The organism is Pseudomonas sp. NPDC088890 (genome assembly GCF_044900155.1).
Classification (GTDB): domain Bacteria; phylum Pseudomonadota; class Gammaproteobacteria; order Pseudomonadales; family Pseudomonadaceae; genus Aquipseudomonas; species Aquipseudomonas urmiensis.
This window is the reverse complement of record NZ_JBJDNG010000004.1, coordinates 17,061-38,707: the sequence shown is the minus strand read 5'-3', so window position 1 is coordinate 38,707 and position 21,647 is coordinate 17,061. Positions and strand designations below refer to the sequence as shown.

At 62.9% G+C, this 21,647-nt stretch carries 22 protein-coding genes and 4 tRNA genes; 16 read left to right on the top strand and 10 right to left on the bottom strand.

Annotated features, from left to right (window positions below):
* Positions 1-75: 75 nt before the first annotated feature.
* A tRNA-Thr gene (locus tag ACI2JX_RS10420) sits at positions 76-151 on the bottom strand.
* Positions 152-277: 126 nt separating this feature from the next.
* Positions 278-688, bottom strand: coding sequence for a pilin (locus ACI2JX_RS10415; protein ID WP_368973385.1), 411 nt, complete (start codon positions 686-688; stop codon positions 278-280).
* A 217-nt stretch (positions 689-905) separates the two neighbouring features.
* Between ACI2JX_RS10415 and ACI2JX_RS10410 the strand changes: the two genes are divergently transcribed.
* Genes ACI2JX_RS10410 through yacG form a run of 4 tightly spaced genes read left to right on the top strand, consistent with a single transcriptional unit; the run spans position 906 to position 3,803 of the window.
* Complete coding sequence (locus ACI2JX_RS10410; protein WP_404690030.1) at positions 906-2,114, top strand: type II secretion system F family protein; 1,209 nt, start codon at positions 906-908, stop codon at positions 2,112-2,114.
* Between the two features lie 2 nt (positions 2,115-2,116).
* Entirely contained in the window at positions 2,117-2,983 is an 867-nt protein-coding gene (locus tag ACI2JX_RS10405) for a prepilin peptidase (protein ID WP_392464082.1), read from the top strand.
* On the top strand, positions 2,983-3,606 hold the full coding sequence (coaE, locus tag ACI2JX_RS10400) for a dephospho-CoA kinase (protein ID WP_404690029.1): 624 nt from the start codon (positions 2,983-2,985) through the stop codon (positions 3,604-3,606). The genes ACI2JX_RS10405 and coaE overlap by 1 nt, the downstream gene beginning before the upstream one ends.
* The gene (gene yacG / locus ACI2JX_RS10395) at positions 3,603-3,803 is read left to right on the top strand and encodes a DNA gyrase inhibitor YacG (RefSeq protein WP_186553694.1); all 201 of its coding nucleotides are present in this window, start codon (positions 3,603-3,605) and stop codon (positions 3,801-3,803) included. Before coaE ends, yacG begins: the two co-directional genes overlap by 4 nt.
* 184 nt (positions 3,804-3,987) lie before the next feature.
* On the opposite strand, the gene ACI2JX_RS10390 is transcribed toward yacG, so the two are convergent.
* Positions 3,988-4,668, bottom strand: coding sequence for an energy-coupling factor ABC transporter permease (locus ACI2JX_RS10390; RefSeq protein WP_404690028.1), 681 nt, complete (start codon positions 4,666-4,668; stop codon positions 3,988-3,990).
* Positions 4,669-4,773: 105 nt separating this feature from the next.
* Here ACI2JX_RS10390 and ACI2JX_RS10385 point away from each other — a divergent pair, with 105 nt between their 5' ends.
* From ACI2JX_RS10385 to ACI2JX_RS10375, 3 genes are all read left to right on the top strand, one after another.
* Complete coding sequence (locus tag ACI2JX_RS10385; protein WP_119138311.1) at positions 4,774-5,403, top strand: DUF1780 domain-containing protein; 630 nt, start codon at positions 4,774-4,776, stop codon at positions 5,401-5,403.
* Positions 5,404-5,536: 133 nt separating this feature from the next.
* Positions 5,537-5,710 carry a DUF3094 family protein gene (locus tag ACI2JX_RS10380; RefSeq protein WP_186553692.1) on the top strand — a complete coding sequence of 58 codons (174 nt, stop codon included), beginning with the start codon at positions 5,537-5,539 and terminating at the stop codon, positions 5,708-5,710.
* A gap of 81 nt (positions 5,711-5,791) precedes the next feature.
* Positions 5,792-7,087 carry an NAD(P)/FAD-dependent oxidoreductase gene (locus tag ACI2JX_RS10375; RefSeq protein ID WP_312155790.1) on the top strand — a complete coding sequence of 432 codons (1,296 nt, stop codon included), beginning with the start codon at positions 5,792-5,794 and terminating at the stop codon, positions 7,085-7,087.
* 135 nt (positions 7,088-7,222) lie between these two features.
* Here ACI2JX_RS10375 and ACI2JX_RS10370 read toward each other — a convergent pair whose 3' ends face one another.
* The 7 genes from ACI2JX_RS10370 to rluD all read right to left on the bottom strand — a co-directional run bounded on the left by ACI2JX_RS10370 (position 7,223) and on the right by rluD (position 13,031).
* On the bottom strand, positions 7,223-7,759 hold the full coding sequence (locus ACI2JX_RS10370) for a dihydrofolate reductase family protein (protein ID WP_404690027.1): 537 nt from the start codon (positions 7,757-7,759) through the stop codon (positions 7,223-7,225).
* 99 nt (positions 7,760-7,858) lie between these two features.
* Positions 7,859-7,934: transfer RNA gene (locus ACI2JX_RS10365), tRNA-Lys, on the bottom strand.
* A gap of 6 nt (positions 7,935-7,940) precedes the next feature.
* Positions 7,941-8,017 (bottom strand) — tRNA-Pro (locus ACI2JX_RS10360).
* 4 nt (positions 8,018-8,021) lie between these two features.
* A tRNA-Asn gene (locus ACI2JX_RS10355) sits at positions 8,022-8,097 on the bottom strand.
* A 486-nt stretch (positions 8,098-8,583) separates the two neighbouring features.
* On the bottom strand, positions 8,584-11,148 hold the full coding sequence (gene clpB, locus ACI2JX_RS10350) for an ATP-dependent chaperone ClpB (protein ID WP_404690026.1): 2,565 nt from the start codon (positions 11,146-11,148) through the stop codon (positions 8,584-8,586).
* 180 nt (positions 11,149-11,328) lie between these two features.
* The gene (gene pgeF / locus ACI2JX_RS10345; protein ID WP_404690025.1) at positions 11,329-12,072 is read right to left on the bottom strand and encodes a peptidoglycan editing factor PgeF; all 744 of its coding nucleotides are present in this window, start codon (positions 12,070-12,072) and stop codon (positions 11,329-11,331) included.
* Positions 12,069-13,031, bottom strand: coding sequence for a 23S rRNA pseudouridine(1911/1915/1917) synthase RluD (gene rluD, locus ACI2JX_RS10340; protein ID WP_404690024.1), 963 nt, complete (start codon positions 13,029-13,031; stop codon positions 12,069-12,071). Before rluD ends, pgeF begins: the two co-directional genes overlap by 4 nt.
* Before the next feature lie 148 nt (positions 13,032-13,179).
* Here rluD and ACI2JX_RS10335 point away from each other — a divergent pair, with 148 nt between their 5' ends.
* From ACI2JX_RS10335 to ACI2JX_RS10295, 9 genes are all read left to right on the top strand, one after another.
* The gene (locus tag ACI2JX_RS10335) at positions 13,180-14,199 is read left to right on the top strand and encodes an outer membrane protein assembly factor BamD (protein WP_404690023.1); all 1,020 of its coding nucleotides are present in this window, start codon (positions 13,180-13,182) and stop codon (positions 14,197-14,199) included.
* A gap of 93 nt (positions 14,200-14,292) precedes the next feature.
* Positions 14,293-14,523: a PP0621 family protein gene (locus tag ACI2JX_RS10330; RefSeq protein ID WP_264237184.1), complete on the top strand. Its 231-nt coding sequence runs from the start codon at positions 14,293-14,295 to the stop codon at positions 14,521-14,523.
* Positions 14,524-14,756: 233 nt separating this feature from the next.
* Positions 14,757-15,521, top strand: coding sequence for a FadR/GntR family transcriptional regulator (locus tag ACI2JX_RS10325; RefSeq protein WP_264237185.1), 765 nt, complete (start codon positions 14,757-14,759; stop codon positions 15,519-15,521).
* A 90-nt stretch (positions 15,522-15,611) separates the two neighbouring features.
* Entirely contained in the window at positions 15,612-16,814 is a 1,203-nt protein-coding gene (locus tag ACI2JX_RS10320; RefSeq protein WP_186553683.1) for an ABC transporter substrate-binding protein, read from the top strand.
* Between the two features lie 65 nt (positions 16,815-16,879).
* Positions 16,880-17,740: a branched-chain amino acid ABC transporter permease gene (locus tag ACI2JX_RS10315; RefSeq protein ID WP_264237187.1), complete on the top strand. Its 861-nt coding sequence runs from the start codon at positions 16,880-16,882 to the stop codon at positions 17,738-17,740.
* Positions 17,741-17,742: 2 nt separating this feature from the next.
* Positions 17,743-18,750 carry a branched-chain amino acid ABC transporter permease gene (locus ACI2JX_RS10310; RefSeq protein WP_264237188.1) on the top strand — a complete coding sequence of 336 codons (1,008 nt, stop codon included), beginning with the start codon at positions 17,743-17,745 and terminating at the stop codon, positions 18,748-18,750.
* Positions 18,750-19,502, top strand: a complete 753-nt coding sequence (locus ACI2JX_RS10305) for an ABC transporter ATP-binding protein (protein ID WP_312153423.1) — start codon at positions 18,750-18,752, stop codon at positions 19,500-19,502. The genes ACI2JX_RS10310 and ACI2JX_RS10305 overlap by 1 nt, the downstream gene beginning before the upstream one ends.
* Entirely contained in the window at positions 19,502-20,197 is a 696-nt protein-coding gene (locus ACI2JX_RS10300; RefSeq protein ID WP_186553679.1) for an ABC transporter ATP-binding protein, read from the top strand. Before ACI2JX_RS10305 ends, ACI2JX_RS10300 begins: the two co-directional genes overlap by 1 nt.
* Positions 20,198-20,368: 171 nt before the next feature.
* A complete protein-coding gene (locus tag ACI2JX_RS10295; RefSeq protein WP_264237190.1) occupies positions 20,369-21,646 on the top strand; it encodes a Zn-dependent hydrolase in 1,278 nt (425 codons plus the stop codon).
* Position 21,647 lies beyond the last annotated feature (1 nt).

Sequence of the window (21,647 nt, the reverse complement as noted above, 5' to 3'; positions counted from 1 at the left end):
GCACCTCCTATTTGGGCCTCATTATGAGGTTTGGAGGTGTCTACGAAACCAGGGGCGATTCAGTGGAGCTGGATGTGGTGCCGGAGACAGGAATCGAACCTGCGACCTTCGCGTTACGAGTGCGCTGCTCTACCGACTGAGCTACACCGGCGTGTTGCGCAACGTACCACTGCCGTGGCGGTTTCGCAAATTGCTGGTTTTTAGTCAGATCTTGCTGGGTGCTGAGGGCCTCATCGCGGGGCAAACCCGCTCCTACAGCGGGCTTGGTGGCCGGGGCTTAGCCGGCTTTGCAGCCGCTTGGGGCTAGGTCTTCTTCGATGTTGGTGGTGCAGGTCCAGCCGCTGGCGGCGCGGGTCAGGGTCAGGGTTTTGCCCATCACGCTGGCCGGGCCGTCGGCCAGGGTGCAGGTGATGGCGCCGGTGCCGTTCGCGGCTGTGCCTTGGGCGGTGATTGCGCAGTGCGCGGTGGCGGGTTGGCCGCCGAGGGCCGCGACATCCGTCACGTCCTTGCCTTCGTTCAGGCGCAGGTCCATCGCGGTCTTGAGGGCTGAAATCTCGAGCAGCCCGGCGGCGGCTTTGGTCCGCGATTGGTGGTTGGTGTACATCGGCACGGCGATGGTGGCGAGGATGCCGATGATCGCGACGACGATCATCAGTTCGATCAGGGTGATGCCTTGTTGGCCTTTCATGAACGCGTTTCCTTGTTGATTCGGCTGAGCCTTCATCCACTGTTGGACGCCAGGCTGGCAGGCGCGCAGTAGGCCTTATCAGACACCTTTTGTCACCCCTGCCCGGCTGGACGTCATGTTCGCTGAACTACTCTAGTGACCATCAGGGAAACCCGCCCACACAGGGGCACGGCAAGCTGTTACCGGGCTTGTCGCACGTGCAGCAAGGAGCTTAGCTATGCGCCAAACAACACGGCTTTACGCCTGGCAAGGCATCGATGCCAACGGCGCGCGGGTCACGGGCCAAAGTGAGGGGCGCAGCCCGGCGTTGGTGCGCGCGGGGTTGCTGCGCCAGGGCATCAGTAATGCGCGCTTGCGCCCGGCGGGCGGGCTTGGCTGGCGGTTGCCGGCGCGGCGGGAGAAGGCGGATGCGGCGGGGTTCAGTCGGCAGTTGGCGACCTTGCTCAAGGCGGGGGTGCCGCTGCTGCAGGCGTTCGAGGTGATGGGGCGCAGTGGCGGCGATGAGAGCCTGGGCAAGCTGCTGACGCGATTGAAACAGGATGTGGCGGCGGGCATGGGGCTGGCCGATGCGTTGCAGCGCCAGCCGGGGTGGTTCGATCGGCTGTACTGCAATCTGGTGCGGGTGGGTGAGCAGTCGGGCACGCTCGATGGCCAGCTGGAACAGCTGGCAGACATGCTGGAGCAGCGCCAGGCGCTGCAGCGGCGGGTGCGTAAGGCGATGCTCTATCCGGCGCTGCTGTTGCTGACGGGCTTGGGCGTGTCGGCGCTGTTGCTGCTGGAGGTAGTGCCGCGCTTTGAGGGGCTGTTTGCCAGTTTCGGCAAGGCGCTGCCGGCGTTTACCCAGTGGGTGATCGATTTATCCACAGGCTTTGGGCTGCATGGGCCTTGGCTGGTGGTGGTGTTGCTTTTGCTCGGTGTAGGTGGGCGCCAGCTGTATCGGCGCCATGCCGGGGCGCGCTTGTGGATATCTCGCCGGGCGCTGGGTATTCCGGTGCTTGGGCGGTTGCTCGGGCATGCGGCGATGGCGCGGTTTGCGCGCAGTTTGGGCACGGCGTATGCGGCGGGGGTGCCGCTGTTGGATGCGTTGGGCACGGTGGCGGCGGCGAGTGGCGCCAGCGTGCATGAGCAGGCGATTTTGCGGCTGCGCCAGGGCATGGCCAATGGGCAGGGGCTGCATCAGGCGATGGCAGGGGAGCGGTTATTTCCGCCGCTGTTGGTGCAGCTGACGATGATTGGTGAGTCGAGCGGTACGCTCGACCAGATGCTGGGCAAAGCGGCCAGCCATTATGAGGAACAGGTCAGCCAGGCGCTCGACCAGTTGACCGGCCTGCTGGAGCCAGCCATCGTGCTGATCCTTGGCCTCCTGGTGGGTGGCCTGGTGGTTGCCATGTACCTGCCAATCTTCCAGTTGGGTAGTTTGATCTGAACATGAATCTGTGGACTTTCCTGGCTGTGCAGCCGGTTTACTTCTTGGTGTTGGCTACGGTGCTGGGGCTGCTGGTGGGCAGCTTTCTGAATGTGCTGGTGCATCGTTTGCCGATCATGCTGGAGCGCCAGTGGCAGCGTGAGGCGCAGGAGGTGCTCGACCTGCCCTTGGTCGAGCACGAGCGCTTCAACCTGTCTTTGCCCGCCTCGCACTGCCCGCACTGTGGGCATCGGATTCGGCCGTGGGAGAACATTCCGCTGTTGAGCTACCTGTTGCTGCGCGGGCGCTGCTCGGCGTGCAAGGGGGCGATCAGTGCGCGTTATCCGTTGGTGGAGCTGGCGTGTGCGGGGCTTTCGCTGGTGGTGGCGTGGCACTTTGGGCCGGGGGTGCAGGCGCTGGCGGCGCTGCTGCTGACCTGGTGTTTGCTGGCGTTGAGCTTGATCGATGCTGAGCAGCAGATCCTGCCGGATGTGCTGGTGCTGCCCATGGTGTGGGTCGGACTGATCGTCAATGCCTTCGGCGTGTTTGTGACACTGGATGCGGCACTGTGGGGCGCGGTGCTGGGGTATCTGAGCCTGTGGAGCGTTTACTGGCTGTTCAAGCTGGTGACCGGCAAGGAGGGCATGGGCTATGGCGACTTCAAGCTGCTGGCGCTGATCGGCGCCTGGGGTGGCTGGCAGGTGTTGCCGGTTACGCTGGTGCTGTCGTCGGTGGTGGGGGCGCTGATTGGCCTGTGTTTGCTGCGTTGGCGTAAGGCTTCGTTGGGCACGGCGATGCCTTTTGGTCCGTATCTGGCGATTGCGGGGTGGATTGCCGTGCTCTGGGGTGATGAAATGTACGCCTCATACCTGCAACTGCTTGGATTCTGATGACCACTGCGGCATTTACCCCTTGGATACTGGGCCTGACCGGCGGCATCGGCAGTGGCAAGAGCGCCGCTGCCGAGCGCTTCGTGGAGCTGGGTGTGCACCTGGTCGACGCCGATCAGGCGGCGCGCTGGGTGGTCGAGCCGGGCCGGCCGGCGTTGGCCAGCATCGTCGAGCGCTTTGGCGCGGGCGTGTTGCTGGACGATGGGCAGCTGGATCGCTCGGCCTTGCGCCAGTTGATCTTTGCCGACCCAAGCCAGCGGCGCTGGCTTGAACAGCTGCTGCATCCGCTGATTGGCCAGGAGATCTTCAGTTACCTGGCCAAGGCCGAATCGCCGTATGCGGTGTATGTGTCGCCGCTGCTGATCGAGTCGGGGCAGTACCAGAAGACCCAGCGCGTGCTGGTGATCGATGCGCCGCCAGAATTGCAGGTGCAGCGTACCTTGCTGCGCGATAACACCAGCCCTGAACAGGTGCAGGCGATTCTGGCGGCGCAGTTGGCGCGCGAGGAACGTTTGCGCCATGCCGATGATGTGGTGGTCAATGACCGCGACCTGGCCGGGTTGCACGAGCAGATTGACCGCCTGCACCACTTTTACCTGACTTTACGAGGAGGCCAGCCATGAGCCAGCCGTTGTCCGTTGATTGCCCGACCTGTGGCGCACCTGTGGAATGGAGCGCGAAGAGCCCGAACCGGCCGTTTTGCTCGGACCGTTGCAAGCTGATCGACCTGGGGGCGTGGGCGGCTGAGGAGCATAAGATCCCGGTGGCGCCTGAGGCTGAGGATGACTTGTATTCGGGGGATCTGGAACCGCGGCATTGATGGGTGGTGGGTCAGTTATGGCCCTATCGCGGGGCAAGCCCGCTCCCACGCATTGCGCGCTTGGCTCATCGTGGGAGCCCCTCCCACGCATTGCGCGCTTGGCTCATCGTGGGAGCCCCTCCCACGCATTGCGCGCCTGGCTCATCGTGGGAGCGGGCTTGCCCCGCGATAGGGCCGGCACATCTCAGCTGTCATCCTTCCACGGCGCCTGCAGGTAACGAGTACGGTTAAAGGTCTCCAACCACTCAGGGCAAAACACCACCAAGGCGCTGACCACCATCCCATTGATAAACGCCTCGGGAAAAATGATCAGCCACAGGTAACCGACAAAGTCCGTGAGCCACTCGGGCATGGCAAACCGCCCATCCAGCCACAACAACCCCATCGCCGCCAGCAGGCACAGCAGCGCCGACAACGCCGCGGCAAAGAACCCCGAACAGAAGATATAAACGAACAGGTTACGCGGCTGCGCGCGCTCGACCAGGATGGCGCACACCTCGGTGATCAATACCGGCAGGCCAATGATCAACAGGCCGTTGACCCCAAGTGCCGCCAGATCCTGGCGCCCCAGCGCCATCAGCCCGAGCTGGGCGAAAAACCCTCCAAGCATCGCCAGCGGCCAATCCAGCAACAGGGTCACCGCCGTCATTCCGATAAAGTGATAAGACACGCCGGTATCGAAATCGCGCCTGACCAGCCACAAGGCAAACAGGGCGAACACCGTGCCGAACAGTAGATGCTGGCGGCGCCGATCGGTGAACAGCTCGACCCAGCGGGTACGCGATACCGCCCAGAGCAGTAGCGGAACGTAAGCCACCCAACCCAGGGTTAGGCTGGTGGTGGACAGGACTTGTGCGCTGATCACCTTGACCTCACTCCCCTTTCAGACAGCTTCGAGTCTACACCCTGGGCCGATTCCTACCGGCAAACAACACCTTACCGTCACAGATTAGCGGCTAAGCTTGTGCACATGGATGACTCAGACTACCTGCGCCTGCTTACCATCCAGGCCGAACAAGCCAATGCGTTCCTGTCCAATGCCCGCAAATGGGAACGCGAGCGTTGGGTATGCCAGCGCCTGCTGCAAGGGCTGAACATTCCCTACCGCAACGAAGACTTCACCCCGGCCGGGCAAGAGCCACCCGATGTGCTGTTTCGCGATGCGGCGTTCGAGGTGTTTTTCGTGCTCGATGAAGGCCGCCGGCTCAATGACGAATGGCGCGAGGAGCTGCAGCGCCGGCGTAGTGCGTTTTCCCTGAGCCAACTGGTGCGCCGCGAGGCGCGGCCCCGGCGAATCAGCGCCCAGGAGCTGCTGGTACGCCTGGCGCCAACCTTGCGCAAGAAGGCGCACAACTACCGGGAACGGGGCCTGGAGCTGAACGAGCTGGATATCATCGCTTTTGCCAGCCTCAAGCGCGAGGTGCTGGATTTGAACAGCCACTTTCCGCCGCCCACCGAATATCTGCGCCAGGGCTGGCGCTCGTTGTCGTTGGTCGGCCCGACCTTCGCCCGGGTGCTGTTCGCCCACCCGGATGCGCCGGATTTCCTGCGCGGCAATTTGGGGCGCAGTATTGTGTTCGATGTCGGTATCAGTCTTTGATCCAGTGCCGAGAGTCTTTGCAATGGCGTACACTCGGCGCCAGAGATAGAAAGCATTATCATTCGTTATCAAGACCCTGCGCGAACCCTGTAGCCTTTGCGCAGTCACATGCGTCTACCTGACGAGGCCCACCATGACCAGTCGCCTGAATCCTGAAGATCAGCGTCGCGTCGATGAGTATCTCAAAGCCCCTCAGCATCAAGTTGAGCGCAAGCCGTTTCGGCCCTTGCTGCTCCTGGCGCTGGTGGTTGGGGTGACCATTGGTCTGGGCCTGTTGAGCCGCCTGCTGAGTGGACTGGTGCTATGAGCTGCCTTGCGCTCGCCCTCCGCTCGCCGACGGCGCCGCCCCTTGGGGGCACGAATTCGTTAAACCTTATGAGATATTTCCATGACTCATCGCATCGTGATTGTCGGCGGCGGCGCCGGCGGCCTGGAACTGGCGACCCGCCTGGGTAAAAGCCTGGGCAAGCGCAACAAGGCCGAGATCACCCTGGTCGACGCCAACCTGACGCACATCTGGAAGCCGCTGCTGCACGAAGTGGCCGCCGGCTCGCTGAACTCCTCGGAAGACGAACTGAACTACGTGGCCCAGGCCAAGTGGAACCACTTCAATTTCCAGCTGGGACGCATGAGCGGCCTGGATCGCGAGAGCAAGCAGATCCAATTGGCGGCGACCCTCGATGAAGACGGCCGCGAGCTGTTGCCTGCACGCACCCTGGGCTACGACAGCCTGGTGATCGCCGTGGGCAGCAACACCAACGACTTCGGCACCCTGGGCGCGGCGCAGCATTGCCTGTTCCTGGATACCCGCAAGCAGGCCGAGCGCTTCCATCAGCAGTTGCTCAATCACTACCTGCGCGCTCATGCCGGCGACGTGGCGAGCGAGAAAATCAGCGTGGCGATCGTCGGCGCTGGCGCCACCGGTGTCGAGCTGGCGGCGGAGCTGCATCACGCTGCGCACGAGCTGGCGGCGTATGGCCTGGACAAGATTCAGCCCAAGGACATGCACATCACCATCATCGAGGCCGGCCCACGGGTGCTGCCGGCGCTGCCTGAGCGGATCAGCGTGCCGGTGCACAAGACGCTGGAAAAGCTGGGCATCACCGTGATGACCAATTCTTCGGTCAGTGAAGTGACTGAGGATGGCTTGAAGACTGCCAGTGGCGATGTGATCCAGGCGAGCCTGAAGGTGTGGGCGGCGGGCATTCGCGCGCCGGGCTTCTTGAAGGATATCGATGGGCTGGAGACCAACCGGATCAATCAGCTGGTGGTGCGGCCGACGCTGCAGACCACGCTGGATGACGATATCTTCGCCTTTGGCGATTGTGCGGCCTGCCCGCAGCCGGGCAGCGATCGCAACGTGCCGCCACGCGCGCAGGCGGCGCACCAGCAGGCTTCGATGTTGGTGAAGAGCTTCCAGGCGCGGCTTGAGGGTAAAGCGCTGCCGACTTATGCGTACAAGGATTACGGCTCGCTGGTATCGCTGTCGCGGTTCTCGGCGGTGGGTAACCTGATGGGCAACCTGACCGGTAGCGTGATGCTCGAAGGCTGGTTGGCGCGGATGTTCTATGTGTCGCTGTATCGGATGCACCAGATGGCGCTGTATGGGACGTTCCGTACCTTGATGCTGATGCTCGGCAGCCGGATTGGGCGTGGGACTGAGCCGCGTCTGAAGTTGCACTGATCGTTTGAGATTTTGGGGCCGCTGTGCGGTCCTTCGCGGGCAAGCCCGCTCCCACAGGGATTTGCGCTGTACCTGTGGGAGCGGGCTTGTCGGGGCGCCGAACCGCCGCGATGGGCCGCACAGCGGCCCCAAAAACTACTTAACGACGCGGTAGGTGCTCTGCACAAAGCCACTCTCAAAACTGGTCGTACGCAGGTGCTGCAACTGCACATCCCGCGCCAGCTCGCCAAACAGTGCAATGCCGCGCCCAAGCAACACCGGGATATGGGTAATGGTCAACTCATCCACCCGCCCCTCGCGCAAAAAACCCTGAATCAACTTTCCGCCATCCAGGTACAGGCTCTTCGCCCCAGTAGCCGTCAGATGCTCGAGCAAGGCTGGAATCGGCCCCGGATGCAGCTCTATACCCTCCCCCAAACCAGCAGGCAGCGCCTTGAGCGTTTCGCTCAGCACCACCACGCGTTTGTTCGGATACGGCCACTCGCCAAAGGTCAGCACCTTGTCGAACGTGACACGCCCCATCACCAGGGTGTCGACGCTGGCCATGAACGCCCCATAGCCATGATCGTCACTGGAACTGGTCGCGCCCATCAGCCAGTCGAGGCTGCCGTCTTCGCGGGCAATGAAGCCATCCAGGCTGGTGGCGATGAAAACGCTGGCTTTCAATGGCATGGGCTCGCTCCTTCGGTTGAATACGAAGGCTAGCAAGAGCGGCGGGATAAAATCGAGGCAAAAGAAAAAGGGCATCTCAGTCGAGATGCCCTTTTTACATGGTGGGTCGTGTAGGATTCGAACCTACGACCAATTGGTTAAAAGCCAACTGCTCTACCAACTGAGCTAACGACCCTGAAAATGGTCGGGGTGAGGGGATTCGAACTCCTGACATCCTGCTCCCAAAGCAGGCGCGCTACCGGACTGCGCTACACCCCGAGATTGGCTCCGCGACCTGGACTCGAACCAGGGACCCAATGATTAACAGTCATTTGCTCTACCGACTGAGCTATCGCGGAACTGAACTTCGGTACATCTTTACAGCTTCGAAGTCTGTGTTAGCTTCGATCTCTTTGGCTATCCGCTTTCGCGTTGTCGCTGCTGAGGCCGGCTATTCTACATTCTTCGTTTTGCTTGTCAACCACTTTTTTTCATTCAACTTACTGATTTCTAAGTTGTTTTGCGATCACCGATGTTGCTGGTGATTCGCTTAGTGCCTGACAGCGGGGCGTATATTAGGGGCACTCGAATTTTGATGCAAGCAAAAATTTCAAAATTTTCAGCAAGTTATCAAGAAAGGTGGTGAGGCCTAGGTTTTTCGGGGGTTGGGCGGGCTTCATCGCGGGGCAAGCCCGCTCCCACGCACCCCAGACACGTGAACAGACACGCGCCGTAAATGGCTGTGAGAAGCTTCGTGGAAGCGGGTTTGCCCCGCGATGAGGCCGGCAAAGGCACAAAATATTTTCCAGAACACAAAAAAAGCCCCGCTTTCGCGGGGCTTTTTTTTAGGCAAAGACGATTTCGTTGCCTTCGACCTTGGCGGTAATCGCCGAACCTGGCAAAAACTCGCCTGCCAGGATCAACTGCGCCAGCGGGTTCTCGATCCAGCGCTGGATCGCACGCTTCAGTGGCCGTGCGCCATACACCGGGTCGTAACCGACGGCGATCAGCTTGTCGGTCGCCTCTGGGCTCAGGCTCAAGCTCAACTCGCGTTCGGCCAGGCGGCTGCGCAGACGGCCGAGCTGGATTTCGGTGATGCCAGCGATCTGCTCGCGGCCCAGCGGTTCGAACACCACCACTTCGTCGATGCGGTTGATGAACTCCGGACGGAAGTGGTTACCCACCGCATCCATCACCGCCGCACGCTGCGCCTCACGATCGCCGACCAGCTCCTGGATCTGCGCCGAGCCCAGGTTGGAGGTCATCACGATGACTGTATTGCGGAAGTCCACCGTGCGACCGTGGCTGTCGGTCAGGCGACCGTCTTCAAGCACTTGCAACAGCACGTTGAATACATCCGGGTGAGCCTTCTCGACCTCATCCAGCAGCACCACGGCATACGGCTTGCGGCGCACGGCTTCGGTCAGGTAGCCGCCCTCTTCGTAACCAACATAGCCTGGTGGTGCGCCGATCAGGCGAGCCACGGAGTGTTTCTCCATGAACTCGGACATATCGATACGCACCATCGCCTCTTCAGTGTCGAACAGGAACTCGGCCAAGGCCTTGCACAGTTCGGTCTTACCGACACCGGTCGGGCCGAGGAACAGGAACGAGCCACTCGGCCGGTTCGGGTCGGACAGCCCGGCACGCGAACGGCGTACCGCGTTGGCCACGGCAGTGACCGCTTCGTTCTGGCCGATCACCCGTTGGTGCAACAGCTCCTCCATCTTCAGCAGCTTCTCGCGCTCGCCTTCGAGCATTTTCGCGACGGGGATGCCGGTCCACTTGGAGACCACTTCGGCGATCTCTTCTTCAGTCACCTTGTTACGCAGCAGCTGGTTCTCGGTCTTGCCGTGCTGGTCGACCATCTGCAGGCTGCGCTCCAGGTCCGGGATCACCCCGTACTGCAGTTCGGCCATGCGGCTCAGGTCGCCTTTGCGGCGAGCGGCTTCCAGCTCCTGACGGGCCTGCTCGATCTTTTGCTGGATCTGCGCAGAGCCCTGTACTTCGGCTTTCTCCGAAGCCCAGATCTCTTCGAGGTCGGAGTATTCGCGCTCCAGGCGCTCGATTTCTTCGGTGAGCTTCTCGAGGCGTTTCTTGGCGGCCTCGTCTTCTTCTTTCTTCAGCGCCTGCGATTCGACCTTGAGCTGGATCAGGCGACGGTCGAGGCGATCGAGCACCTCCGGCTTGGAGTCGATTTCCATGCGGATGCGGCTGGCCGCTTCGTCGATCAGGTCGATGGCCTTGTCCGGCAGCTGGCGATCGGTGATGTAGCGGTGGCTGAGCTTGGCCGCTGCGATGATCGCGCCGTCGGTGATGGCCACCTTGTGGTGCACTTCATAACGCTCTTTCAGGCCGCGCAGGATGGCGATGGTGTCTTCCTCGCTCGGCTCTTCGACCAGCACCTTCTGGAAGCGCCGCTCAAGGGCTGCGTCCTTCTCGATGAACTGGCGGTACTCATTGAGCGTGGTAGCACCCACGCAGTGCAGCTCGCCACGGGCCAGGGCCGGTTTGAGCATGTTGCCAGCGTCCATGGCGCCCTCGCCTTTACCGGCGCCGACCATGGTGTGCAGCTCGTCGATGAACAGGATGATCTGGCCTTCCTGCTTGGACAGCTCGTTGAGCAGGCCTTTGAGGCGCTCTTCGAACTCACCGCGGTACTTGGCGCCAGCGATCAGCGCGCCCATATCCAGGGCCAGCAGGCGTTTGCCTTTGAGGCCGTCGGGCACTTCGCCGTTGATGATGCGCTGGGCAAGGCCTTCGGCGATGGCGGTTTTACCCACGCCAGGCTCACCGATCAGCACTGGGTTGTTCTTGGTGCGGCGTTGCAGCACCTGCACGGTACGGCGGATCTCGTCGTCACGGCCGATCACCGGGTCGAGCTTGCCTTCTTCGGCGCGCTTGGTTAGGTCGACGGTGTACTTGTCCAGGGCCTGACGCGACTCTTCGGCGTTGGCGTCATTGACCGCCGCGCCGCCGCGCAGGTTGTTGATGGCGTTCTCCAGGGCTTTTTTGCTCACGCCCTGGCCGAGCAGCAGTTTGCCGACCTTGCTGTTTTCATCCATGGCGGCGAGCAGCACCAGCTCGCTGGAGATGAACTGGTCGCCCTTCTGCTGGGCCAGGCGGTCGGCCTGGTTGAGCAGGCGCGCCAGGTCCTGCGACATGTTCACGTCGCCGGTGGGGTTCTGGATTTTCGGCAGTTGGTCGAGCTCTTTGCTCAACGCCGTGCGCAGGCTGTTGACGTCGAAGCCAACCTGCATCAGCAGCGGCTTGATCGAGCCGCCTTGCTGGTCGATCAGCGCCTGCAACAGGTGCAGAGGCTCGATGGCCGGATGGTCCATGCCAACGGCCAGGGATTGGGAATCAGATAACGCTAATTGCAGCTTGCTGGTTAAACGGTCTATTCGCATGGGGATACCTTCCTATAAGGGCAGGCCGGAGCGATGGATACACCTGATGAAGAAACCTGCCTGAGATAACCAGTAGATTGGGCTGATTGTGCAAGATTCAAGCGTAGCGGGATTGACTGGAGTCAGTCAGGACGTTTCCACGGGCACCGGACCGATATACAAATCCCGTAGAAACAGAATTCAGGAGGTTGCGCCGGCGAGCCACACCAGAGAAGCGAAACGCCCGCCTTGCGGCGTACGTCGATAAGAGAAGAAGCGCGGATCGCTCACCGTGCAAAAACCCCCGCCATAAACAGCAGTGACTCCACGCGCCGCCAGGCGAATACGCGCCAGCTCATAGATGTCGGCCATCAACTTGCCAGGACGCTCCCCCGGCACGAAGGCTCGGGCAGCCTCCGGATGCACCGCAGTGAAGGCATCACGCACTTCCAGCCCGACCTCGAACGCCTGCGGGCCAATGGCCGGGCCGAGCCAGACCAGCACCTGCTCAGCAGGCACTTGCAGCCGATCGAGCGTAGCTTCCAGCACGCCCCCGGCCAATCCGCGCCAGCCAGCATGGGCCGCGGCCACGCGGGTGCCGGCGCGATCGCAGAACAACGCAGGCAGGCAATCGGCAGTCATCACGGTGCAGGCGATACCGGCTTGATCGGTCCAGCTGGCATCAGCTTCGGCAACTATTGCCGGATCGGCATCCGCCACCACCATTCCATGTACCTGCTTGAGCCAGGCCGGCTGGATGGCGAATTGATCGCTCAGGCGACGACGGTTCTCGGCAACCGCTGCCGGGTCATCGCCCACATGGTCGCCAAGATTGAAGCTTTCATAAGGAGGCAGGCTCACCCCACCCTCACGGGTAGTGACGCAGGCGTGCACCGTGGCCGGGGCCGGCCAGTCGGGGCGCAACAACTGCGTCAGGCCGTTCATCCGATAAAGCTGCCGCGGTCGTCTTGCAGCAGGGTCAGCAGCTCGACGAAGTCATCCGGCAGCGGCGACTCCCACTTCATCACCTGCCCGGTGGTGGGGTGCTTCAAGGCCAGGAAGCGTGCATGCAGGGCCTGACGCGGGAAGTGCTTGAGCGCTTGGACCATGTCCTGGTCGGCCGCCGGTGGAATGCGGAAGCGTCCACCGTAAGTCTGGTCACCGACCAGCGGGAAGCCGACGTGGGCCATGTGCACACGAATCTGGTGGGTACGGCCGGTTTCCAGCTTGACCCGCACATGGGTGTGCGAACGGAAACGCTCCAGCACCCGATAGTGGCTGACCGCAGGCTTGCCGCCTTCGGTGACCGCCATGCGCTGGCGCGCGCCGCCGTGGCGACCGATCGGGGCGTCGATCTTGCCACCGGAGGTGACCACGCCAATCACGATGCACTCATAAATGCGGCTGACCGTACGGCTCTGCAGCTGCTCGACCAGTTTGGTCTGCGCTTGCAGGGTCTTGGCCACCACCATCAGGCCGGTGGTGTCTTTGTCCAGGCGATGGACAATGCCCGCACGCGGCACGTTGACGATATCCGGCACGTGATGCAGCAGGGCATTGAGCAGGGTGCCATCGGCGTGGCCAGCCGCCGGGTGCACCACCAAGCCTGCCGGCTTGTTGATCACCAGGATCTGGTCGTCTTCGTAAACGATGTCCAGTTCGATGTCCTGGGCGATCCACTCGCCCTGGGCTTCCTGTTCGGCTTCAAGGGCCAGAACGGAGCCACCATGGACGATGTCGCGGGGACGAACGACCTGGCCATCGACCGTCAGGCGGCCATCTTTGATCCAGGAGGACAGGCGCGAACGCGAGTACTCGGCGAACAGTTTGGCGGCGACCTGGTCGAGGCGTTGACCGCCCAGTTCGGACGGCACCTCTGCGCTAAGTTGAATGATCTCGGACATGCTCGATTCGGCGGGCGCACAGCCTTTGGTTTCAACTGCGCGCTTGTGGTTAAATACGGCTTCTTTTGCCCCGGGGTTAGGCCGGGGGCGCTCATCATAACAGGACGGCACCGCCCAAGACAGCGGCCGTCAAAGGACGCAAGCCGCCATGCAAGTGAAACACCTGCTGCTGATCGCCATCCTCGGGCTCACCGCTGCCTGTTCCTCGAACAAGGAAGTGATTGACGAGAACCTCAGCGAAGCCGAGTTGTACCAGCAGGCGCAGGCCGACCTGGACAACAAGAGCTACACCAGCGCCGTGAACAAACTCAAGGCCCTGGAATCGCGCTACCCGTTCGGCCGCTACGCCGACCAGGCCCAGCTCGAGCTGATCTACGCCAACTACAAGAACTCGGAGCCAGAGGCGGCCAAGTCGTCTGCCGAGCGCTTCATTCGTCTGCACCCACAGCACCCGAACGTCGACTACGCCTATTATCTGAAAGGCCTGACCTCGTTCGACCAGGACCGCGGCCTGCTGGCGCGCTTCCTGCCGCTGGACATGACCAAGCGTGACCCAGGCGCTGCCCGCGACTCGTACAACGAGTTCGCCCAGCTCACCAGCCGCTTCCCCAACAGCCGCTACGCGCCGGACGCCAAGCAGCGCATGATCTACCTGCGCAACCTGCTGGCCTCCTACGAAATCCACGTTGCCGACTACTACCTGAGCCGCCAGGCTTATGTAGCCGCCGCCAACCGTGGCCGCTACGTGGTCGAGAACTTCCAGGAAACCCCATCGGTCGGCGACGGCCTGGCGGTGATGGTCGAGTCTTACCAGCGTCTGCACCTGGACGAGCTGGCTGCCACCAGCCTGGAAACCCTCAAGCTCAACTACCCGAACCATCCAAGCCTGGTCGATGGCAACTTCGAGCCTAAGCAGGACGAGGCTGATGGCCGTTCGTGGCTGTCCAAGGCCACCCTGGGCCTGATCGAGACCGAAACCCCGCTGCCGCCGGGTGAAACCCGCGCCAACCAGGACGTGGTCCGTCAGTTCAAGGATGCCCGTTCGGAAATGCCGCAAGACTTGCTGCCCAAAGACGAGAACGGCGACCCGATCCTGCCGGAAGGTCCGAAAGAAGCCGAGAAAGACCGCTCCTGGTTCAGCTACGCGACCTTTGGTCTGTTCGACTGATTCAGTGCAGCAGCAGAAAGGGAGGCCCAGGCCTCCCTTTTTTCATGCCCGCGTCCTAGACTGTGGCCTCTATTTCTCGACAAGCTGGACACCATGGTTCGCCTACTCTTCTGGATTGCCCTGATCGCCGCCGCGTTCTGGCTGTGGCGCAAATTCAAGCTCAGCCAGCAATCACGCCCTGAGCAGAAGCTCGATGACCCGCTGAAGATGGTGCGTTGTGCGCATTGTGGCGTGCATCTGCCCAATGACCGGGCTTTGCAGCGGGGCGGCCAGTGGTATTGCAGCCAGGCGCATCTGGAGCAGGGGCCTGAGCAGAAGCATTAATTCGGCCGGCCACTCGCGGGGCAAGCCCGCTCCCACGCCAGATCAATGATCTGTGAGCAAACGGGGGAGCGGGCTTGCCCCGCGAGTGCATTCTGACGGCACAGACTTCGGCACATATCTCTCCCCGACCCTTCCACACTATTTACGACCCCTCCCCCGCCGCCACCATTGACCCACCCGAGCAAAGTTCGCTAAATCCTATTTATCCGCATAAATATGAAAAATTAGCAGCCATGCTCAAACCCAAGCGCAAACGCCAGAAGCTCTCCGACATGATCGTCGAATCGGTGAAGCGCTCGATCGTCACCGAGGCCCTGCACCCGGGTGACCGCCTGCCCACCGAGCGCGAGCTGATGGAGCACTTCGAATGCTCCAAGGGCACCGCCCGTGAAGCACTCAAGGCCCTGGAAGTCGAAGGCCTGGTCAGTACCCGCACCGGCCCCAGCGGCGGCGCCTACCTCAATGAAGTCGGCACTGAACCGGCCAGCCGCGCCCTGCGCAACTACCTGCACTTCCAGCACCTGGACGGCGAGCAGGTCTACCAGTTGCGCAAGGTCATCGAAGTGGAGCTGGCGGTGTCGGTGATGGGCAAGCTGAGCGAAGACGACTACGCCGCTCTGCAAGCCAACATCGATTTCTGCAGCGCCCCCGAAGACAGCGAAGAGGGCCAGCGCGAACAACGCCTGGCCGAGCTTGAGTTCCATACCCTGCTCGCGCGCCGCTGCCCCAACCCGCTATTGAGCTTCATGGCGGTGTTTCTCAACGACCTGCTGCGCGACCTGGTGGTGCTGAAAAAAGCCTACCTGCCCAAGCGCCAGCAGTTCGCCGCAGCCAACATCGACTACCACAAGCAACTGTTGCTGGCATTACGCGCCAGCGACGAACAGGCCGTGCGCCGTCTGATGCACGAGCACATGTGCGACGCCGAACACCACATGACCGCGCTCGAAGGCGAGGTCGCCCGCAACTTCCTGCTGGAGTTCGATCACCACCACTGATCCGCCTGGACAGAGGCCTGCGCACAGGCCCAGCCGTACCCGCTTTGTCATTGCCACTCCTGCCTAATAACCACAACCAAGGAGTTACTCATGCAAAGACGTACCCTGCTCAAGGCAGGCCTTGCCCTGGGTGCCCTCGGTAGCCTCCCCCTCGGAGCGCACCGGGCATTCGCCGAAGAGCCGCTGACCTTCTACGGACTGAAGTCGATGTCCGGGGCGTTTGCCAGTTATGGCAAATACGCCGACATGGGTTCGCGCCTGGCCATTGCCGAACACCCGCAATTGCTCGGCCGACCGTTGAAGTACAAGGTCATCGACACCGAGGGCAACGCCGGTAAAGCGGTACGCAAGGTTCAGGAAGCCATCGGCCAGGATGGCGCGCGCTTCTTCCAGGGCTGCACCCTGTCCTCCTCGGCGCTGGCGGTGTCCAAGGAGATTCACAAGGCCGGCGGCGTGTTCATGACCCCGGTCGGCGCCGACGAGATCACCGGCAAGGACTGCAACAGCTCGACCTTCCGCTGGTCGGTGCCGACCTACGGCGCCATTCGCGAAACCCTGGTGCCGATGATCAAGCTGCTGCCCGAGGCCAAGCGCTGGTACACCATCACCCCGCAATACGTGTTCGGCGATGCCCTGCTGGACAACGCGCGCAAGGTGTTCGCCGAGCACGGCATCGAACACATCGGCAACAGCTACCACTCGCTGCAAGAGCAGGAATTCTCCGGCTACCTGACCAACGCCATCGCCTCCAAGCCCGACGTACTGGTGTTGCTCAACTTCGGCAGCCAGTCATCCAACGCCCTGCGCCAGGCGGTCAATTTCGGCATCAAGGAGCGGATGAAAGTGCTGCTGGTGTGGTCGGCCGGCCTGGATCAGTTCCAGGAGCTGGGCAGCGATGTACTTGAAGGCGTCTACCTCGGCGCGCAGTACTGGCACCAGGTCGACACCCCGCTGAACCGCGAGCTGGTCGCAGCCACCCGCAAGGCCTACGGCATCAACCCCAACTACCCGCTGGCCGCCGACTACATCGGCACCAAGGTCATGCTCGAGGCCATCGTCAAAGCCGGCAGCCTCGATGGTGCGGCGGTATCCCAGGCGCTACAGGGCATGCGCTTCCAGGGGCCGACCGGCGAGGAGCTGATCCGCCCCGGCGATCACCAGGTGCTCAAGGACTACTACCTGCTGCGGGGCAAGCCGCAGGCGCAGATGCGCGATGAAGACGATTTGGCCGAGGTGCTCAGCGCCGGCCGCTCGTTCGTCGAGGTCGATCACACCGGTTGCGCCCTGGCCTGAGCCGCGGCGCTGGTCCCATTTTTTGCACAGATGCAGGCGCTCGGCGCGCTGCAGAGGGCACTTCCATGCTCGATTTGTACCTGTTCCAGCTGCTCAACGGCCTAGGGCTGGGGATGATCTACTTCCTCATCGCCGTGGGCCTGACGATCATTTTCGGCCTGCTCAACTTCGTCAACTTCGCCCATGGCGCGTTCTTCTTGCTCGGCGCCTACCTGTGCTACACCGCCGTGGCCCTGACCGGTAACTTCTGGCTGGCGCTGCTGATCGCGCCCTTGGCGGTGGCGGCCCTGGCCTGGGCGGTCGAGCGCGTGCTGATCAAGCGCATCTACCACCTGCCACACACCTTCCAGATCCTCGTCACCCTCGGCATCGCACTGATCATCCAGGAAGCCTCGGTGCTGATCTGGGGCCCGGTCGGCAAGCACATCGCGGTGCCGCCGGAGCTGCGCGGGGTACTGATCGTCGGCGACTTCATCTACCCCTACTACCGCCTGTTCCTGATCGGTTTCGCAGCGCTGATCGGCCTGGGCCTGTGGCTGCTGCTGGAGCGCACCCGCTTCGGCGCCCTGGTGCGGGCTGGCAGTGAAAGCACCGAAACCGTGTCGCTGCTGGGCACCAACATCTTCCGCCTGTTCTCCCTGACCTTCGCCCTTGGCGTTGGCCTGGCCGGTGTCGCCGGGGTGCTGTTCGCGCCGCTGCGCGGTGCCCAGCCGTTCGTTGGCCCGGAGATCCTCGGTATCGCCTTCGTGGTGGTGGTGATCGGGGGCATGGGCTCGTTCGGCGGCGCGCTGGTGGGCGGGCTGCTGGTGGGTGTGGTGCAAAGCATGATGACCAGCCTCTGGCCGCAAGGCGCCAGCCTGATGATCTACGGCGCGATGGCGGCGGTGATCCTGGTTCGTCCCTACGGCCTGTTCGGGAGAGCATGAACATGACTGACAAGAATCCACTGGCAGTGGCCAAGGGTCACGGCCCTGCCCTGCTGTTGCTGCTGATCGTCAGCCTGATCGGCCTGCCGCTGATCTTGCCGTCGGCGACCCTGGCTACCGAGATCCTGATCTTCGGTCTCGCGGCGCTGGCCTGTAACCTGCTGCTGGGCTACACCGGGCTGCTGTCGTTCGGCCAGGGCATCTTCTTCGGCGCGGGCGCCTATGGCGCGGCGCTGCTGATGATCCACCTGCACTGGGGCATGCTCGGCGCGCTGGTCGGCGCGGCGCTGTTCGGTGCCCTGTTGGCGTTGCTGGTGGGCGCCTTGGCGATCCGCCGCAAGGGCATCTACTTCGTCATGCTGACCTTGGCCTTCAGCCAGATGGCGTATTTCCTCGCCTACACCCTGAGCGGCTGGACCGGCGGCGACAACGGCCTGCTCGATGTGCCGCGGCCGAACATCGAGATCGCTGGCCACGTGCTGGTCGACCTGGCTGACCCACGGCACTTCTATGCCTTCGTCGCCGTGTTGTTCTTGCTGATCTTCGCTGGCGCACTGCGGGTGATCCGTTCGCCCTTTGGCAGCACCTTGCTGGCGATCCGCGAGAATGAGACCCGCGCCGCGGCGATTGGCTACGACATCCGCCACTTCAAGATCCTGGTGTTCATGTTGTCTGGCGCCATCACCGGCATCGCCGGGGCGCTGTACGCGATGCTGCTGCACTTCGCGCCGCTGTCGAACATCGACCTGATGATGAGCGAAAACATCCTGATCATGACCATCGTCGGCGGCACCGGCTCGCTGTTCGGCTCGCTACTGGGCGCCGGCGCCATCGTCGTGCTTGGCGATGTGCTGTCGGAGCTATGGCCGCGCTGGCTGATGCTGCTGGGGGCGATTCTGATCCTGGTGGTGGTGTTCATGCGTGGCGGCTTGTGGGGCGGCCTGGCCGACCTGGTCAAGCGTCTGCAACCCTCGCGCACCCTCGATGCCAAGACCAAGGAGACCCTGTGATGAGTGAATTTCTCCTGGAAACCCGCAATCTGCAGTTGGCCTATGGGCCGTTCCGCGCCGTCGATGGGGTAGACCTGAAGGTCCGCGCGGGCACCATCCACACGGTCATCGGCCCCAACGGCGCCGGCAAGACCAGCCTGTTCCACTGCCTGACCGGCGAGCGCCAGGCCACCGCTGGCAAGATCCTGTTCAACGACCAGGACATCATCCGCAAACCCTCCCACGGCAGGGTGGCGCTGGGCATGGCGCGCTCGTTCCAGCTCACCAGCCTGTTCCAGAACCTCAGCGTGCGCGAGAACCTGCGCCTGGCCGCGCAAGGCCGCGATGGCCTCGGTGCGCTGAACTTCTGGCGCAGTGTCGAGCACAAGCGCAGCCACTGGGACACCGCCGACCAGGTGCTGGAGCGGCTCAAGCTCAACGGCCGCGCCGAAACCCTGGCTGGCGAGCTGTCGCACGGCCAGCAGCGGGTGCTGGAAGTGGGCATGTCGATTTGCGCCAAGCCTACCCTGCTGATGCTCGATGAGCCCACCTCGGGCATGGGCATCGATGACATTCCGGTGATGACCGAGCTGATCAGCGACCTGGGTCGCGACCATACCGTGCTGCTGATCGAGCACAACATGAGCATCGTCATGTCGATCAGCCAGCGCATCACTGTCATGAGCCACGGCCAGATCCTGGTCGAGGGCACCCCGGACCAGGTGCGCAACGACGAGCGCGTGCGCACCGCCTACCTTGGAGAGGCCGCCTGATGCTCAGCGTCGATTCGATCCATTCCTACTACGACAAGAGCCATGTGCTCGAAGGGGTCTCACTGAAAGTGGAGGCCGGTGAACTGGTGACCCTGCTCGGACGCAACGGCGCCGGCAAGACCACCACCCTGCGCAGCATTCTCGGCATCGTCCGGCCCCGGCAGGGGCAGATCCAGTTCAACGGCCAGGCGTTGGTTGGCCGCGAGATCTTCGACATCGCTCGCCAGGGCATCGCACTGGTGCCCGAGCATCGCGGGATCTTCCGCCAGCTCAACGTCGAGGAGAATCTCAAGATTGCCGCGCGCAAGGACAGCCGCTGGCAGCTGGAGGATGTCTACGCGATGTTCCCACGGCTCAAGGAGCGCCGGCGCAACAATGGCTTTGCCCTGTCTGGCGGTGAACAGCAGATGCTGGCTATCGCCCGTGCGCTACTCAACGACCCGAAACTGCTGATTCTCGATGAGCCGACCGAGGGCCTGGCGCCGGTGATCGTCGATGAGCTGGTGAAGATCCTGCGGCGGATCAAGGACGAAGGCCTGTCGATCCTGCTGGTGGAGCAGAACCTCAAGGTCTGCGACGCCCTCGCCGACCGCCACTACGTGCTCGAACAAGGCCGGGTGGCCTACCAGGGCAGCGCCGAGCAGTTTCGCGCCGACCCAAGCATCAAGAACCGCTACCTGGCCCTGAGCGCCTAGCCCCGGACGCTGTGCAGACACTACAAAACCCTGTGGGAGCGGGCTTGCCCGCGAACAAGGGCGCAGCCCTTGCCATCCACCGATGAGGCCTGAACCGGCCTCTTCGCGGGCAAGCCCGCTCCTACAGGGTCCCTGCTAAATCCATGAGATTTGCATTAGGAGAGATGGACCATGAATACCCGCATCGATCCCTCGCAACACCTGCTTGGCCAAGGCGCGCTGGTCAGCCGCGAACGCCTGTGGCAATCGTTGATGGACCTGGCCCGCCTGGGTGCCACGCAAAAGGGTGGCGTGTGCCGCCTGGCCCTGACCGACCTCGACCGCCAGGCACGCGACCTGTTCGTGCAGTGGTGCACGGATGCCGGATGTACGGTGAGCGTTGACGCCATTGGCAATATCTTCGCCCGTCGGCCGGGGCGTAATCCTGACTTGCCACCGGTGATGACCGGCAGCCATATCGACACCCAGCCCACCGGCGGCAAGTTCGACGGCTGCTATGGGGTGATGGCCGGGCTGGAGGTGATCCGCACCCTCAATGACCTTGGCCTGAGCACCGAAGCGCCACTGGAAGTGGTGGTGTGGACCAACGAGGAGGGCTCGCGCTTCCCGCCGTGCATGATGGGTTCAGGCGTGTTTGCCGGCAAGTTCGGCCTGCAGGAGACCTTGGACAAGGTCGACGATCAGGGGCTGTCGGTGGGGGCTGAGTTGCAGCGCATCGGCTATGCCGGCCCACGCGTGCCGACCGGGCATGCGGTGGGCGCCTATTTCGAGGCGCATATCGAGCAGGGGCCGGTGCTCGAAGACCTGCGTACCACGATCGGCGTGGTGCAGGGCTGCCTGGGGCAGAAGTGGTTCGACCTGGTGCTGACCGGCGTCGAAGCCCACGCCGGCCCTACCCCAATGCGCCTGCGTAAAGACGCCCTGGTCGGCGCCGCTGAAGTGGTCGCGGCGGTCAACCGCATCGCCCACGCTCACCAGCCGCACGCCTGTGGCACGGTCGGTTGCCTGAACGTGCACCCTGGCTCGCGCAACGTCATTCCTGGGCAGGTGCAGATGACCATCGACCTGCGCCACCTCGACCCCGGCCACCTCGACGCGATGGTCGCCGAGGTGCGCGAAGTGATCGAGGCGAGCGCGGCCAAGCATGGCCTGAGCGTCGAACTCACGCCGACTGCCGACTTCCCCCCGCTGTACTTCGCCGAGCAGTGCGTCGATGCCGTGCGCCAGGGCGCCCGCGAGCTGGGCCTGAGCCATATGGATATCGTCAGCGGCGCTGGCCACGATGCGATCTTCGTCGCCGAGCTGGGCCCTGCCGGGATGATCTTCGTGCCGTGCGAAGGTGGTATCAGCCATAACGAGATCGAGAACGCCGCGCCACAGGATCTGGCCGACGGCTGCGACGTACTGCTGCGCGCCATGTTCCAGGCCGCCAATCAGGGAGCCCATTGAG

Bases quoted from the DNA above. Each gene is read 5' to 3' on its own strand.
- rluD (WP_404690024.1), bottom strand. From the start codon at position 13,031: ATGTCCGAGATCATTCAACTTAGCGCAGAGGTGCCGTCCGAACTGGGC.
- ACI2JX_RS10370 (WP_404690027.1), bottom strand. From the start codon at position 7,759: ATGCCATTGAAAGCCAGCGTTTTCATCGCCACCAGCCTGGATGGCTTC.
- ACI2JX_RS10305 (WP_312153423.1), top strand. From the start codon at position 18,750: ATGAGTGAATTTCTCCTGGAAACCCGCAATCTGCAGTTGGCCTATGGG.
- coaE (WP_404690029.1), top strand. From the start codon at position 2,983: ATGACCACTGCGGCATTTACCCCTTGGATACTGGGCCTGACCGGCGGC.
- ACI2JX_RS10320 (WP_186553683.1), top strand. From the start codon at position 15,612: ATGCAAAGACGTACCCTGCTCAAGGCAGGCCTTGCCCTGGGTGCCCTC.
- pgeF (WP_404690025.1), bottom strand. From the start codon at position 12,072: ATGAACGGCCTGACGCAGTTGTTGCGCCCCGACTGGCCGGCCCCGGCC.
- ACI2JX_RS10380 (WP_186553692.1), top strand. From the start codon at position 5,537: ATGACCAGTCGCCTGAATCCTGAAGATCAGCGTCGCGTCGATGAGTAT.
- yacG (WP_186553694.1), top strand. From the start codon at position 3,603: ATGAGCCAGCCGTTGTCCGTTGATTGCCCGACCTGTGGCGCACCTGTG.
- ACI2JX_RS10295 (WP_264237190.1), top strand. From the start codon at position 20,369: ATGAATACCCGCATCGATCCCTCGCAACACCTGCTTGGCCAAGGCGCG.
- clpB (WP_404690026.1), bottom strand. From the start codon at position 11,148: ATGCGAATAGACCGTTTAACCAGCAAGCTGCAATTAGCGTTATCTGAT.
- ACI2JX_RS10335 (WP_404690023.1), top strand. From the start codon at position 13,180: ATGCAAGTGAAACACCTGCTGCTGATCGCCATCCTCGGGCTCACCGCT.
- ACI2JX_RS10415 (WP_368973385.1), bottom strand. From the start codon at position 688: ATGAAAGGCCAACAAGGCATCACCCTGATCGAACTGATGATCGTCGTC.
- ACI2JX_RS10405 (WP_392464082.1), top strand. From the start codon at position 2,117: ATGAATCTGTGGACTTTCCTGGCTGTGCAGCCGGTTTACTTCTTGGTG.
- ACI2JX_RS10375 (WP_312155790.1), top strand. From the start codon at position 5,792: ATGACTCATCGCATCGTGATTGTCGGCGGCGGCGCCGGCGGCCTGGAA.
- ACI2JX_RS10310 (WP_264237188.1), top strand. From the start codon at position 17,743: ATGACTGACAAGAATCCACTGGCAGTGGCCAAGGGTCACGGCCCTGCC.
- ACI2JX_RS10300 (WP_186553679.1), top strand. From the start codon at position 19,502: ATGCTCAGCGTCGATTCGATCCATTCCTACTACGACAAGAGCCATGTG.
- ACI2JX_RS10410 (WP_404690030.1), top strand. From the start codon at position 906: ATGCGCCAAACAACACGGCTTTACGCCTGGCAAGGCATCGATGCCAAC.
- ACI2JX_RS10315 (WP_264237187.1), top strand. From the start codon at position 16,880: ATGCTCGATTTGTACCTGTTCCAGCTGCTCAACGGCCTAGGGCTGGGG.
- ACI2JX_RS10385 (WP_119138311.1), top strand. From the start codon at position 4,774: ATGGATGACTCAGACTACCTGCGCCTGCTTACCATCCAGGCCGAACAA.
- ACI2JX_RS10330 (WP_264237184.1), top strand. From the start codon at position 14,293: ATGGTTCGCCTACTCTTCTGGATTGCCCTGATCGCCGCCGCGTTCTGG.
- ACI2JX_RS10325 (WP_264237185.1), top strand. From the start codon at position 14,757: ATGCTCAAACCCAAGCGCAAACGCCAGAAGCTCTCCGACATGATCGTC.